Annotated in this window: 12 protein-coding genes and 1 tRNA gene; 7 read left to right on the top strand and 6 right to left on the bottom strand. The window is 41.4% G+C overall.

Annotated elements, in window-relative coordinates:
• Positions 1 to 20: 20 nt before the first annotated feature.
• Positions 21 to 896, top strand: a complete 876-nt coding sequence (atpG, locus tag QZ576_RS03640) for an ATP synthase F1 subunit gamma (protein ID WP_297094160.1) — start codon at positions 21 to 23, stop codon at positions 894 to 896.
• A gap of 51 nt (positions 897 to 947) precedes the next feature.
• Here atpG and QZ576_RS03635 read toward each other — a convergent pair whose 3' ends face one another.
• Both QZ576_RS03635 and QZ576_RS03630 read right to left on the bottom strand, forming a co-directional pair.
• Positions 948 to 1604, bottom strand: a complete 657-nt coding sequence (locus QZ576_RS03635; protein WP_297094157.1) for a hypothetical protein — start codon at positions 1602 to 1604, stop codon at positions 948 to 950.
• A 15-nt stretch (positions 1605 to 1619) separates the two neighbouring features.
• On the bottom strand, positions 1620 to 2429 hold the full coding sequence (locus tag QZ576_RS03630) for a ThuA domain-containing protein (protein ID WP_297094155.1): 810 nt from the start codon (positions 2427 to 2429) through the stop codon (positions 1620 to 1622).
• Between the two features lie 372 nt (positions 2430 to 2801).
• Between QZ576_RS03630 and QZ576_RS03625 the strand changes: the two genes are divergently transcribed.
• The gene (locus QZ576_RS03625; RefSeq protein WP_297094153.1) at positions 2802 to 3716 is read left to right on the top strand and encodes a nuclear transport factor 2 family protein; all 915 of its coding nucleotides are present in this window, start codon (positions 2802 to 2804) and stop codon (positions 3714 to 3716) included.
• 56 nt (positions 3717 to 3772) lie between these two features.
• Here the strand turns inward: QZ576_RS03625 and QZ576_RS03620 are convergent.
• From QZ576_RS03620 to QZ576_RS03605, 4 genes are all read right to left on the bottom strand, one after another.
• Positions 3773 to 3847 (bottom strand) — tRNA-Val (locus QZ576_RS03620).
• Positions 3848 to 3919: 72 nt separating this feature from the next.
• Positions 3920 to 5212: an NCS2 family permease gene (locus tag QZ576_RS03615; protein ID WP_297094151.1), complete on the bottom strand. Its 1293-nt coding sequence runs from the start codon at positions 5210 to 5212 to the stop codon at positions 3920 to 3922.
• A gap of 10 nt (positions 5213 to 5222) precedes the next feature.
• A complete protein-coding gene (locus QZ576_RS03610) occupies positions 5223 to 5903 on the bottom strand; it encodes a DUF5020 family protein (protein WP_297094149.1) in 681 nt (226 codons plus the stop codon).
• A 247-nt stretch (positions 5904 to 6150) separates the two neighbouring features.
• Entirely contained in the window at positions 6151 to 6804 is a 654-nt protein-coding gene (locus QZ576_RS03605) for a DUF2461 domain-containing protein (RefSeq protein WP_297094147.1), read from the bottom strand.
• Between the two features lie 54 nt (positions 6805 to 6858).
• Between QZ576_RS03605 and QZ576_RS03600 the strand changes: the two genes are divergently transcribed.
• The 5 genes from QZ576_RS03600 (at position 6859) to QZ576_RS03580 (ending at position 14290) form a co-directional block, all read left to right on the top strand.
• A complete protein-coding gene (locus QZ576_RS03600) occupies positions 6859 to 7530 on the top strand; it encodes a 2-C-methyl-D-erythritol 4-phosphate cytidylyltransferase (protein ID WP_297094146.1) in 672 nt (223 codons plus the stop codon).
• Between the two features lie 192 nt (positions 7531 to 7722).
• Entirely contained in the window at positions 7723 to 8349 is a 627-nt protein-coding gene (locus QZ576_RS03595; RefSeq protein WP_297094145.1) for a TetR/AcrR family transcriptional regulator, read from the top strand.
• A complete protein-coding gene (locus tag QZ576_RS03590) occupies positions 8333 to 9676 on the top strand; it encodes a TolC family protein (protein ID WP_297094143.1) in 1344 nt (447 codons plus the stop codon). Before QZ576_RS03595 ends, QZ576_RS03590 begins: the two co-directional genes overlap by 17 nt.
• A 24-nt stretch (positions 9677 to 9700) precedes the next feature.
• On the top strand, positions 9701 to 10822 hold the full coding sequence (locus tag QZ576_RS03585) for an efflux RND transporter periplasmic adaptor subunit (RefSeq protein ID WP_297094141.1): 1122 nt from the start codon (positions 9701 to 9703) through the stop codon (positions 10820 to 10822).
• Between the two features lie 24 nt (positions 10823 to 10846).
• A complete protein-coding gene (locus QZ576_RS03580; RefSeq protein ID WP_297094139.1) occupies positions 10847 to 14290 on the top strand; it encodes an efflux RND transporter permease subunit in 3444 nt (1147 codons plus the stop codon).
• The last annotated feature ends 52 nt before the right edge of the window (positions 14291 to 14342 follow it).

The following is a 14342-nucleotide window of genomic DNA, read 5'->3' as shown; positions in this document are numbered from 1 at the left end:
TAATAACACATTCACTAAAAATGGCTGGATTAAAAGAAATACGCACTCGAATAGCATCGGTAAAAACCACGCGGCAGGTAACCAGTGCCATGAAAATGGTTTCGGCTGCCAAGTTAAAAAAAGCACAGGATGCCATTTTGCAGATCAGACCGTATGCAGAAAAACTGCACGAGATTCTTACGTCGTTGAGTGCCAGCCTCGAAAATGTTGAAGACTCGGTTTACACGCAAAATCGCGAACCTAAAAAGGTACTTCTGATTTTGGTATCGTCGAATCGTGGGTTATGTGGTGGTTTTAACAGCAATATCTCTAAAAAAGCGGTTGAAGTAGCCACCACAAAATATGCACAACAACTGCAATTAGGCAACCTGGATTTTATGTGTATTGGGAAACAGGGAGCACGCCAGCTAAAACACCGCGGATATAAGGTTGTAGCCGACGAAAATGAATTGTTCGATTCGCTTACTTTCGAGAATGTCTTGAGAGTTGCCGAAGAATGTATGAATTCTTTTGCCGATAAACATTACGACCGCATTGAATTGGTATACAACCAGTTTAAAAATGCGGCTGTTCAGGAACAAGCGGCCGAGCAATTTCTTCCGGTTGAAATGGAGGATAGCGATGACGATGGCAATTTCGATTTTATTTACGAACCATCGAAAGAGCACATTATCGAGGAATTGATTCCACGTTCGTTAAAAATTCAGTTTTATAAGGCTTTACTTGATTCGAACGCTGCAGAGCACGGTGCCCGCATGACGGCGATGCACCAGGCAACTGATAATGCTACTGATTTGATTGGTTCGCTTACCTTGGAATACAATAAAGCACGCCAGGCATCAATCACCGGAGAAATTCTGGAAATTGTAAGTGGTGCCGAGGCATTAAACGGATAAATCGTTTTATAAAAATATTGGGAAACCGTTCTTTGGAAAAAGAGCGGTTTTTTATTCGCTTCTGTAGCCTCTTAAATAGATATCGAGTAGAAGAAATCGTTTCCCGAAGTAATTACGATAATATTCCTTATTCTCTAAAGATAACCCTGAAGCCAATAAAGTAGGAGAAATTACCCCGGCTATTTCAACGACTTCGAGATAATCCCGAACATTCTCTTCATATTCAGAAGCAGCTTTCAATGCATCGAAATATGAGCCATATTTATTAGGCAGAATGCCACAGAACGAATCAATGTCGCCATCAGAAATTAACCTCGTCTCTGTTGTAAAATCTTTGTAACGATACCTGCAACAACAATCGTTTCCTTCCATCCAGGAAGAATCAGCCTTTAACCAGATCTCATTCCACACCTCAGAATCCTCCAGGTACTTTCTTACCAATTTATTCTTTTGTTCATTCCGCCAGACTTCAGGTCTCTTGCCTGCTAACACCTCTGAAAGATAAGCTAGAAAAGCCTCCTCAAAATTTGTCGCGTATTTTTCCTGAAGTGCTAATTCAAACGAATCAACTAACATCGTTAAAGCTGCTGAATTCTTTTGTCCAAAAACCGTTTCAAATCTTGCTTGCGCGTTACTATTCTGGCCCTCAACAGAATGCGACAGTAAAAATAAAACCAGAATAAAAAGAATGTGTTTGAAGTTACTCATATTTGAAATTAACGTTTATTTATAAACCGGACTCACCCATTTTTCTTTTGGAGCATATTTGCTTTCTGCTGCCCAACGGATTCCTCGCTTCATAATTTCGAGTGCTTCCGGTACTTCAAAATCAGTCATAACGTGCCCCACAGAACTGTAAAACACACGACCATTACCGTAATATTTTTTCCAAACAACCGGCATTACACAATCATCGATCCACGAAGAATATTCTGACGTAAATTCTGTTGTTGCCAGCACTTTTACATTCGGATCGATGTGCATGTAGTACTGCTCCGAATGCATCCTGAAATTACTTAAACCTTTCGTTACAGGATCATTCTTATCCGTGATTTGCACCGAGTAGTCAATCACTCCGCCTGGATGCGCTACCCACTGACCGCCAACCATAAACTGGTATTCCGGATTATTTCGGAATGAATCGCCAATTCCACCGTGCCAGCCGGCCAGGCCTGCTCCGTTCCGTATAGCTTTCAAGAGGCCTCTTTCCTGTTCGTTTGAAATGGTTCCCATTGTCCAGGTTTGGATAATCAAATCAACTGATCCCATCAAATCTTCATCCAAATAACTATCCAAGCTATCCGAAACGGTAACCTCTGCACCTTCGGCTTTTAACCACGGCACAAAAACATCAACCGATTGTTTTGGCTCGTGGCTACTCCAGCCGCCATAAACAAATAGTACTTTTTTTCCTTTCAATGTGTTATTATTTTGCATTTTCCCCAAGGCGTAACTTTTTGGTGTTAAGAATAGTAAACCGGCTCCCACCAAAGTGGAGGTCTTTATAAAATTTCTTCGAGAATTGTTTAACATAGTTCAGTTGATTTAATACCTCTCTAAAAATAAAGGAAAATGTTGGACTAAAAAATCGGAAATAAGCCTGGTCGCGTGTCAAATTCAGGTAAATGACAGAATAAAGCTAGTTGTCTGAAAATAAATTGATTAATTTTTCATTCATATATTTTCGGACCTTTATTTCTTTTATAGCACTCATTATCAACTTTTTAGTTGCTCAGAATGTAAATCACAGCACTTCAAAAACCTTGTATTACGCTGTATTTCTGCACTTTATATCAAATATAATTTTCATTTTAATTCAGTATTGTGTAAATTGTATATACATACCAATTGAGTTAAGTGATTTATAGCCAGAATTTTTCTAAACAATTAACTAAAGATTACATTATGAAAAATTTTGCTGTATTGCTGATTGTAACCCTCATTGCAACCACATCATTCGCACAAAAGAAAAATGGAACCGTGTTTAACGAACACGAAACCATAGACGTAACAAAAGCCTTTTGGGATGCCGTTAAAAATGGCGACACCGAAAAAGTGAGGACCTTTTTTGCCGACTCAGTAGTAATTGTACGAAACGGTAACGACTGGAAAACCTCAGCCGATAATTTTAGTGGAAACACGAATTTTTGGAAGAACAACTTTACCAATTTTAATGTTGAAGATTCACCCGGTGCGTATCCCGATGCCATTGAATACAAAGACGGGAAAATGTGGGTTCAGGACTGGCTATTGCTCACCGGAACACATGAAAAAACCGGTATTAATTTAGATCTGCAGATGCACTGTTTATACGCTTTTGACGACGACGGAAAAATTGCAGCTTTTATTCAATACTATAACAATAATGTTTTCGAAGATATTCGCGATGCACAAACTACCCGCGAAAATGGAAAAGTTTATATTAACCACCCTTACATTGCCACTTTAAGAAAATTGCTTAACACCTACTCTGCCGAGGATGTAGATGGCTTAAAAGATTTCTTTACTGAAGATGCAACTTTCAGCAGTTTGGCCGGGGGCTTCGATATAAGCCAAAACCTGGAAGAAAGAGCCGCAGATGTTGCCGAACATTTTGCCACCCGGAAAGATATTCACTTCGAGCAGGTTGGCTACCCCGATTGTATTTACTATCAACTGAACGCCGGTTATGTAGTTTATTCGTGGTGGAATTATTCTTACACCGACGAAGAAAGCGGAAAGAAAGTAACCATGCCGTTAATGCTCTCTCATTCATTTAACGATGATGGAAAGATCGTTCAGGAAATGGCTTATTTTAGCACGAACCATGTAACAGATTAAAGCTCTATATACGGTGTAAAAAAGGAAGCATTCTTTTCGATTGCTTCCTTTTTTTGTGAGGCATACTGGATTCGAACCAGTGACCCCTACCCTGTCAAGGTAATGCTCTGAACCAGCTGAGCTAATGCCTCATTGCAAAATAAAAGTACAAAAAAAGGATTGCCCTCCGACAATCCTTTTCACTATTTTTTGATTAGAATATTTTATACTCCAAACCACAGGTTCAGTACTGATAACACGGCAATAAGCCACATCAGCCACGAAACCTCTTTGGATTTACCGGCTACTGCTTTCAATACAACATACGAGATAAAACCAAACGATAAACCGATGGAAATACTGTATGTTAATGGCATTAAAATAATGGTCAGGAAAGCTGGGATAGCTTCAGAGAAATCGGCAAAATCAATTTGTTTGATATTCTTGAACATGTAAACCCCAACGATTACCAGTGCAGGTGCCGTTGCGTAACTTGGCACAATACCAATAAGTGGCGCAAAGAACAACGCCAAAAAGAACAAACCTGCTGTAATAATAGAAGCAAAACCTGTTTTAGCACCGTTGGCGATACCCGAAGCAGATTCGATATAAGTTGTTGTTGTACTTGTTCCCAACAGTGTACCGGCAACAGTTGCAATCGCATCAGCTTCCAGAATACGGTCAACATTCTCTACTTTACCATCTTTATCCACAAAACCAGCTTCGTACGAACACGCTACAATTGTTCCTACCGAATCAAAAAGGTCGACAAACATAAACGAGAAAATCGCACCGATCAATCCCAGGCTAAGCGCCGAAAGAATATCCAGTTTCAATAGAAGCGGACTCATCGATGGAGGCATAGAAACAACCGATTCAGGTGCCTGAACTTCTCCGGCAACTATCGCAATTATTGTAGTGATAATAATTCCGTAGAAGATTCCGCCGCGTACTTTTTTCACTTCCAAAATGGCAGTAATAAGTAAACCGGCCAAACCGATCAACAAGGTCGGTGTGAACTCACCTAAACCAACATAAGTTGCAGGATTGGCAACAACCAGTCCCATGTTTTTAAAACCGATGAACGAGATAAACAATCCAATACCTGCTCCGGTTGCTAAACGCAGTGCCAGCGGAATAGTATGGATAATCTTGGTTCGAATACCGGTAACAGTAAGCGCCAAAAATATTACACCCGAAATAAATACCACTCCAAGAGCTGTCTGCCAGTCAACACCGGCACCCAACACAAGCGTGTAGGTAAAAAAGGCATTCAATCCCATTCCCGGAGCCATTGCATAAGGCACTTTTGCCCAAACACCAGCCAAAAGCGTACCAATAAGAGAGGCTACAATCGTAACTGTGATCAGTGCATTTCTATCCATTCCTGCATCGCCCAAAATCGATGGGTTTACAAAAATGATGTAGGCCATAGTTAAAAAGGTGGTTGCCCCACCAATGATCTCCTTTTTGAAAGAAGAACCACGGCCGCTGATATTAAAATATTTATCGATCATAATTCAGGTTTTAGAATGTGTATTTCACTGCCAGTGTTGGCTTCACAGCAAATTCATCGCCAACAAAGTTGTTGCTCAATTCAATCTCAGTACCAAACGAGAAGTTTTTACATGGGTTGTACCACAATTGTGGCTCGGTTAAGAAACGGTAGTCAGTTCCCCAGAACATTTCTTCTTTCCAGAAATCAGCAAAACCTGTGAAAGTTACTTTTCCTTCAGCCATTTGCACGGTCCATACAGCTGTTAACTGAAACGCTGCATCTTCTTTATCTTTGATGTATTTGTAGTTGGCCTGCAAAGTCAGAATTTTTGAAAAATCGGCCGAAGCCCAGGTACGTTCCACACCGGCCAACCAGCAGTTTTCAATCGGAATCCAAACGCCTTCGCCAATACTCATTGCTCCACCGTTGTATTCAACACGCGGCATATACTTCTGCGTTTCGCTCCATTTAAAAGCACGTGCAATTTCCCAGTAACCCAGCGAAATTCCATTGTCGATGCCACTCTCGTCCGAACCGTAATCCATATCAACGAAAAAGAATGTTGATCCATATTTGTCGGGACGGAACATCTCAACTGTTGAGGTCAGCATTTTTCGGCCTTCACCGAAATCGTAGTGTAACTGTACATTTTGGGCATTAACAGAAAACATAAATGCAACAAAAGCCATTGCAAGTAGTACTTTTTTCATAGTCGTTAAATTATAAGAATTTGATATTTAATGGCAGCAAAAGTAATTATTCTTTCCATTTTGAAAAACAAAATATGGTGCTAACCCCCTCAGTATTGATCCGTTATAAATAAAAGAACCCCGGTCAGAACAACCGGGGCATTTCATTGAAATCGGGAAGATAAAAAATAAGGGTCTTATATTATAATATTCCTTAGAACCGAAAAAAGTAACCCTGCCAAGCTTTATTAAGATGCAATAAAAATAATTACTCTGCCAGGGCCTCGTATAAAAATACATTTACCGGCTGAAGCTGCTCGTAAAGCTGCACCACTTCTTTAATGTAGTTATCGCTGGTTACTACCTTCTCTTCCAGTGTTTTTGAATAAATATACGATTTGTGTTTCAGCAATTCGATGTGCTCATGATCTTTCGGGAAACCCTTTGGCGCCAACTTTAATTTGTCGCCATACATTTCCGGAAATTGTTTTTTAAAATCGGGTTCGTTGGTAATTTCCAGCCATTCTTCGGCATGGTCGGCCACATAATTCCTTATCGATTTTAACACCGGCGCTGGTGGCATATAAATTCCGCCGGCAATAAAACAACCACCTGGCTCCAAATGAAAATAGTACCCCGGATTCATACTTTTCCGGCCGCCTTTGCAAATAAAACTGCCAAAATTGGTTTTATACGGGCGTTTATCTTTCGAAAAACGTACATCGCGGAAGATCCGAAACACACAGTCTTTGGGTTGCAAGCCGCGCACTGCCGGATCGAATTCGCCAATCTCATTAATCAGAACATCGGTAAGAAAAAGTATTTTTTCTCGACTCTCTTCATACCATTTCCGGTTGTCGTTAAACCATTCGCGATTGTTGTTTTCTGCCAGCTGCTTTAAAAATCCAAGAACTTTCTCCATAGTAGAATATTTTGCACTATTTTTAAATTTCAATTTATGTAAAAAACAGTACCGATGCTAAAAAAGTTTGCTTTAATTGTTGCAGGTGGCAGCGGAAACCGTATGGGAGCCTCGGTTCCTAAACAGTTTCTCGAAATTGAGGGGAAGCCTGTTCTACTCTACACTTTTGAGGCCTTTTTGCGTTTCGATCCGAACATTGAATTTGTACTGGTTTTACCCGAAACACAGGTTGAACATTGGAAAGAACTTTGCCACAAGCATTCTTTTACTACAAATTACAAACTTGCTTTTGGCGGCGAAAACCGTTTTCAATCGGTAAAAAACGGACTGGCACAAATCGGTGACGACGGTATTGTTTTTATCCACGACGGCGTTCGTCCGCTTGTTGCCAAAGAAACCATCGAGCACTGTTTTACCGAAGCCAAAAGATCGGGCAATGCTTTGCCGGTTGTTCCTCCGTCGGAATCGATTCGTTATTCCGATGAAAGTGGCAATAAAGCCGTCGATCGCAACAAATACTTTTTGGTACAAACTCCACAAACATTTCAGGTAAACGATATAAAAGATGCCTATCAGTTCGCGAATCACGAAAATTTTACCGACGATGCGTCGGTGCTTGAAAATGCCGGACATAAAATTCATTTGGTTAAAGGCAACCGCGAAAACATAAAAATTACCTGGCCCCAGGATCTTATCATCGCAAAAACCTTTCTTTTTCCACAATAGAATACGCGGCGTTTATTGGTCGATATTCGCCACTTACCGATTAAAACCACGGAAACTTTTATAAATAAAATAGTTTTGTGTAACTATTTTATAATTCAAAAGTCTATATAACTGGGAAGTTTAAACACACCGTCGTGTAAAAACTTTTTACACTGTCAAAGTTTCCTGAGAAAATAAGCATACTTTTGCCGCGTGGAAGAAAAAAAGAAATACATCATAGAAAACGTGGGCCATCTTTATTTTAAGAAAGGCATACGTGCGGTTACCATGGATACCGTGGCAGCCGAATTCGGGATATCGAAAAAAACCCTTTACCAATATTTTACCGATAAAGAAGATCTCGTTAACCAGGTTATCGAGTTTTTTATTGAAGAAAGTGGAAAGACTTTTAAAGAGCTGGATGACAAAAACGCCATCGACAGCATTCTTCTCATTCGTAAACACGTGGCATTTATTTACAAATTCTACAACAATGGCATTGAGAAGGATCTAAAAAAATATTATCCCGAACTGTATAAAAAGATTAACGAAGTAAAACGCGAACGAATATTTACCAACACCATCGACAACCTGAAACTGGGAATGTCCCAAAACCTGTATCGCACCGATCTTGATCCGTACCTAATTGCCAAACTGCAGGTGGGAAGAATGTTGTACACGATGAACCCGGATTATGGAATTTTTGAGGAGTACGAAGTAAACTCGCTCGCATTTTTTGATAGCATGATGGATTACCACATGAATGCCATTTGCACCGAAAAAGGAATAAAATATTATAAAAAACAGCTAAACAAAGTTCAATATGAAGAAACAAATTAAACAACTAATCTTGTTTTTATTCTTGTGCGTTGTGGGACTGTCGCTGAAAGCTCAGGAGGAAGAAAACACCAGCTTTTCGCTCGATCAGGCCACAGAATATGCCATGCAAAACTCGTATGTTTTGTTTAACACGAAACAAGATGTGACAATTGCCCAGAAACAGGTTTGGGAAACCATCACCACGGGATTACCGCAAGTATCGGGAACGGCCAATTACAGCGCTTTCCTGAATCTGCCGGTTTCGTTGCTTCCCGGAGAGTTTTTTGGAGGAGACCCGGGCACGTACATCCCGGTAAAATTTGGGCAGGACTTCAATGCCGATTTCGGATTCAGCGTGTCGCAACAAATCTTCGACGGCTCGTGGATTGTTGGCGTTAGCTCGGCCGAACTGTATTTGAACCTGGCAAAACAAGCCAACGAAAAAACGGAAATCGATATTCGCAGTGCAGTGGCACAAGCCTACTACACGGTACTGATTAGCCAGCGCTATCGCGAGGTAATGCTCGAAAGTCTGGACAACAGCACCCGTTTGTACGAAGAAACCAAGGTGTATTACGAAAATGGTTTTCGCGAGCAGCAGGATGTTGACCAGCTGAGGATTTTGCAGAAAAATGCCGAAAACGAAGTAATTCGCTCAGAGAGAGAACTGATAATTGCCAAAACAGTTCTGAAATATACCATGGGCTACGATATTAACACAGAGATTGAGCTGACCGACGATCTCAACATTTTTGTGTCGCCATTGGTACAGGAACTGAATACCACAAAACTCGACTTGATCAACCACATTGATTATCGTTTGGCCCAGTCGAATTTCGAGGTTTCTGAAAAATTGTACCGCTTGGAGAAAGTAGCATACCTTCCCCGCCTCGATGCATTTTACAGTTACACCAGAACATCGTACGGCAACAAGGCCAACCTGTTTAAAGAAGAGTGGTTCCCGTCGTCGCTTGTTGGATTCCAGGCTTCCATTCCAATTTTCAATTCAGGAAACAAACGCGCAAAAGTACAGCAGGCCCGTATTGAACTCGACAAAGCCGCAAACGATATGCGTTACGCCGAAATCACACTTCAGAAAGATTATTTAACAGCATCGGCAGAAATGGAAACAGCACGCGAACAGTTTTTAAATACACGCGAAAACCGCGATCTGGCAAAAAGTATTTTGGATAAAACACAAATTAAATTCAATAACGGTATGGTTAGCAGTGCCGAGCTCACGCAGCAGGAAACACAGTACATAACCACTTCGCAACAATTGGTAAGTTCAACCATGTCGTTGCTGCAAGCCGAACTAAATCTTAAAAAAGCCGCCGGCGCATTATAAACGAAAAACAAAAAATAAGATACAATGAAAAAGATTCTATTCATTCTAACAACCGCACTTATAGTTTCGGCTTGCGGAAACACAAACGTTACCGACGAAGCCGCCAAACGTAAGCAATTGCAGGAATTAAAGCAGCAGGTTCACACGCTCGAGCAGCAAATTCATACGCTTGAAACCGAGCTGTCTGCCAACGAAACCGAAGAGCTGGTTAACATTAAAGCCACCACTCTTGAAAACCAAAAGTTTGAACACTTTATTGAAGTTACCGGTAAAGTTGAAGCCGAGCAGGATGTGGATGTAAGTCCCGAATCGGCCGGTATCATTAAAGAAGTTTTGGTAACTGAAGGCGAACATGTAAGCAAGGGACAAATTCTGGCCCGCCTGAACACCGATGTTTTGGAACGTTCGGTTGAAGAATTGCAGGTACAACTGGATTTGGCCGTAACAAATTACGAACGTCAGAAAAACCTTTGGGACCAGAATATTGGCTCCGAAATGGAATATCTGCAAGCCAAAAACAGCAAAGAAAGTTTGCAAAAAAGAATTAACAGCCTGAACACCCAAATTGAAATGGCCGAAGTTAAATCGCCAATAAACGGGGTGGTTGATATCGTGTATCAGGAAAAAGGAAATATCGGAAGTCCGCAAACACCATTTGCCAAGGTAATTAATACCAGCAACATTAAAATTTACGGCGATATTTCTGAAACGTACATTACCAAAGTACACCGTGGCGACGATGTTGAAATTCGTTTCCCGGCGCTGGATAAAACCGTTGATGCAAAAATTAACCAGATCGGTAACACGATCGATCCGAATAACCGTACGTTCCGCGTTCGTATTAATATTGGCAATCCAACAAACATGATAAAACCAAACCTGGTTTCGGTTCTTTCAATGCGCGACTATGTAAACGAATCGGCAATTGTAGTGCCTTCGCTTTTTATCAAGGAAGATTTTAAGGGCCACTACCTGTACATTGTTGAAAATAACAGCGGAGAAAATGTAGCCAAAAAAGTATATGTAACACCTGGTGTTAGCAATAATAATATGACCGAAATTACTGAAGGTCTGACTGCCGGAACACAGGTTATTTCTGAAGGCTACAACCAGGTTGTTAACGGAACAGCCGTTAAAATCAATTAAACACCTACCAAAAAATTCTTCAAAATGGAGAAAGAAACTGAAAAACATAAATCAGATATAACGCGTAAGTTTCAACCAACGTTTCTTGCGCTAAAGAATAAAACCACGGTGTATATTTTTACGGCCCTGCTGGTTTTATTCGGAATCTTCTCGTACCAGCAAATGCCGCGCGAGGCTATGCCCGAGATTGTGGTTCCGTACATTTTTATTCAAACTTTGTATCCCGGAAACTCGCCGGTTGACATTGAAAACCTGTGTACCCGCCCTATTGAAAAAGAACTGAAAGGGCTGAAAGGCGTGAAAGAAGTAACGTCGGCATCGTACCAGGATGTGAGTACCATTATTGTGGAGTTCAACACAAATGTTACCATAAAACAGGCATTGCAGGATACCAAAGACCGCGTTGACCAGGCAAAGTCGGAATTACCAAACGACCTTCCAAGCGATCCGTATGTAACCGATTTCGACCTTTCGGAATACCCGATTATGAACGTAAACGTTTCGGGCGAGTACAACATGCGCGACCTGAAAAAGTACGCCGAAATAATGCAAGACGAATTTGAAGGTTTCAAGGAAATTTCGGAAGCCAACATTCGTGGTATCGAAGAACGCGAGATCCAGATCAACTTAGATCCGTATAAACTCAATGCAGTTGGACTTAGTTTTGAAGATGTGGCTTTAGCCATTCAGTTCGAAAATATCAGTATGGGAGCAGGCCAGTTTACAGCTGACCAAACCCGCCGAACCATTCGTACCGATGCCAATTACACCAGTATCGAACAGATTGCGAATACCATTATAAAAGTGAACAGCGGGAAACCGGTTTATATTCGCGATGTGGCAACTGTTGTTGACGGGTATAAAGAGCAGGCAACCATTGCCCGCCTGAACGACCAGCCGGTAATTACCTTGTCGGTTACCAAAAAATCGGGCGAAAATATACTTGCTGCATCTCAGAATGTACTCAACGCAATTGACCAGCTAAAAGCACGCGGCCAAATTCCCAAAGACCTTGATGTGGTGGTTACTGACGACATGACCCACTACATTGAAGATACCATTTCGAACCTCGAGAACAGTATTATCCTCGGAATGATTCTGGTAACTTTTGTACTGTTTCTGTTCCTGGGTTTCCGCAACGCACTATTTGCCGGTTTGGCCATTCCGTTGTCCATGTTCCTGTCGTTTGTAATTCTGCAGCAAAGTGGAATTACGCTGAACTCGATGGTGCTTTACGGATTGATTCTCGCACTCGGGATGTTGGTAGACAACGCCATTGTTGTGGTTGAAAATGTGTACCGACTCTTTAGCGAAGGCAATCCTTTAGAAAAAGCAACCAAACAAGGGGTAAGCGAAATTGCCTTCCCAATTATTTCATCGACATTAACAACACTTGCTGCTTTTTTCCCGCTACTGGCCTGGGAAGGAATAATTGGCGAGTTCATGAGCATACTTCCCCAAACATTGATTGTGGTGCTTGCCTCGTCGCTGTTTGTGGCGCTGATTATTAATCCAGCGTTTATTTCATCCTTTATGAAAGTAGAGGATATTAACACCAAAGCCAACGTAAAAAAGGTGTTGCGAAATGCAGCCATTTTTGCCGGTATTTCAGTTTTGTTCTACGTAGCTAAAATTTTCTTACTCGGAAACCTTCTGGCAACAGTAGCCTTTTTAATGGTGGCCAACCTGTTTGTTTTACGTCCGGTGGCACGCTGGTTCCAAACCAAATTTTTGGTATGGCTCGAGCACATGTACACCAAGCAGTTGAAACACGCGTTAACCGGTCCGTGGCCTTACATTTATTTTGGCGGAACATTCCTGTTGCTGCTGTTTTCGGTGGGTTTCTATTTTGGCAGCAACCCGAAAATGGTATTCTTCCCCGAAACCGATCCAACAACCGTTTATGTAACCATGGAATTGCCACTGGGAACTTCAATTGAAAAAACCGATGAAGTTTCGCGCGAGGTGGAAAACATTATAAAAGAAACCATTAAACCGGTTAACCATATTGTAAAATCGGTTACCACCAACGTTGGAGTTGGAATGAGTGGTGGCATGTTCAGCAATAACGAAGAAAGCCCGAACAAGTCGCTTACATCGGTTTCGTTTGTGGAGTATAAACTGCGCGATGGAATAAACACGTCGATTGTTATGCAGGACATTGCCAAAAACCTTGATGGTTTTGTTGGGGCAAAAATATTCGTAGATAAAGATGAACAGGGTCCCCCAACGGGCGATCCGGTTAGTATTGATGTATCGGGTGATGAGTTCGACCAGTTGATACGAATCACCGACGATTTTCTACGAATAATTGAAGATGATAACATTCCGGGAATTGACGAGCTGCAACTGAACATCAACACCAACCAGCCCGAAATGCTTATTGAGGTTGACCGCGAGCAGGCACGTTTGTACGAACTTTCTACGCAGCAAATTGCAATGGCTTTCCGTAACTCGATTTATGGTTACGAAGCCAGCCAGTTTAAAGATGGGGAAGATGAATACGATATTTTTGTGCGTTTGGATGAAAAATACCGCAACGATGTTTCTACTCTGATGAACCAGAAAATTCCGGTTAACGGAAGTAAAATTCCAATTTCGTCGGTGGCATCGTTTAAATATTCAACATCGTACGATAAAATCAGTCGTGTTGATCATAAACGTGTAATCAGCATTACATCGGGAGTTGTTGAAGGCTACAATGCCAACGAAATTAACGGCCGTATTGCACAACTACTTGAAGACTATGAAATGCCGGAGGGTTACACCTACGAATTTTCGGGCGAGCAACAAGAGCAGGCCGAAAGTATGGAGTTCCTTGTTTATGCGCTGATTATTGCAATAGCCATGATCATGATTATTATGGTTACGCAGTTTAACTCGTTTATCCGCCCGGCAATTATTATCGCAACTGTGGTATTCAGTACCATTGGCGTTTTCCTTGGTTTGGGAATTTTTAAAATGGAATTTGTAGTAATTATGACGGGTATTGGAATTATTTCGCTAGCCGGAATTGTGGTGAACAACGGTATTGTATTGATTGACTACATTGACCTGACGCGAAAACGAAAACGTGAAGAACTGGGCTATTCTGAAAAAGCTTTCTTACCAAAACAAGTGCAGATTGACGCACTGGTAGAGGCCGGAAAAACCCGTTTACGCCCGGTATTGCTAACCGCAATTACAACGGTGTTAGGTTTGCTTCCGCTGGCCATTGGTTTAAACTTTAACTTCTTTACGCTTTACTCGCGTTTCGATCCGCAAATAACCCTGGGCGGCGAGAGTGTAGCTTTCTGGGGGCCAATGTCGTGGACCGTAATTTTTGGTCTTACCTTTGCCACTTTCTTAACGTTGTTACTTTCTCCGGTAATGTATATGATTACCATCCGGATAAATTATTCGATAAAAAAATGGACCGGTAATTTACCGGAAGATAATAAACCGAAAAAAGCAGAAGTGTCGGAATAATCCGGTGCTTTTAACAGAAAACGGGTAGCCATTTTTTGACTACCCGTTTTTT

Origin of the sequence: uncultured Draconibacterium sp. (assembly GCF_913060805.1) — a bacterium.
Classification (GTDB): Bacteria; Bacteroidota; Bacteroidia; order Bacteroidales; family Prolixibacteraceae; genus Draconibacterium.
The sequence above is the reverse complement of the archived record's forward strand: the minus strand, read 5'-3'. Positions and strand labels throughout refer to the sequence as shown.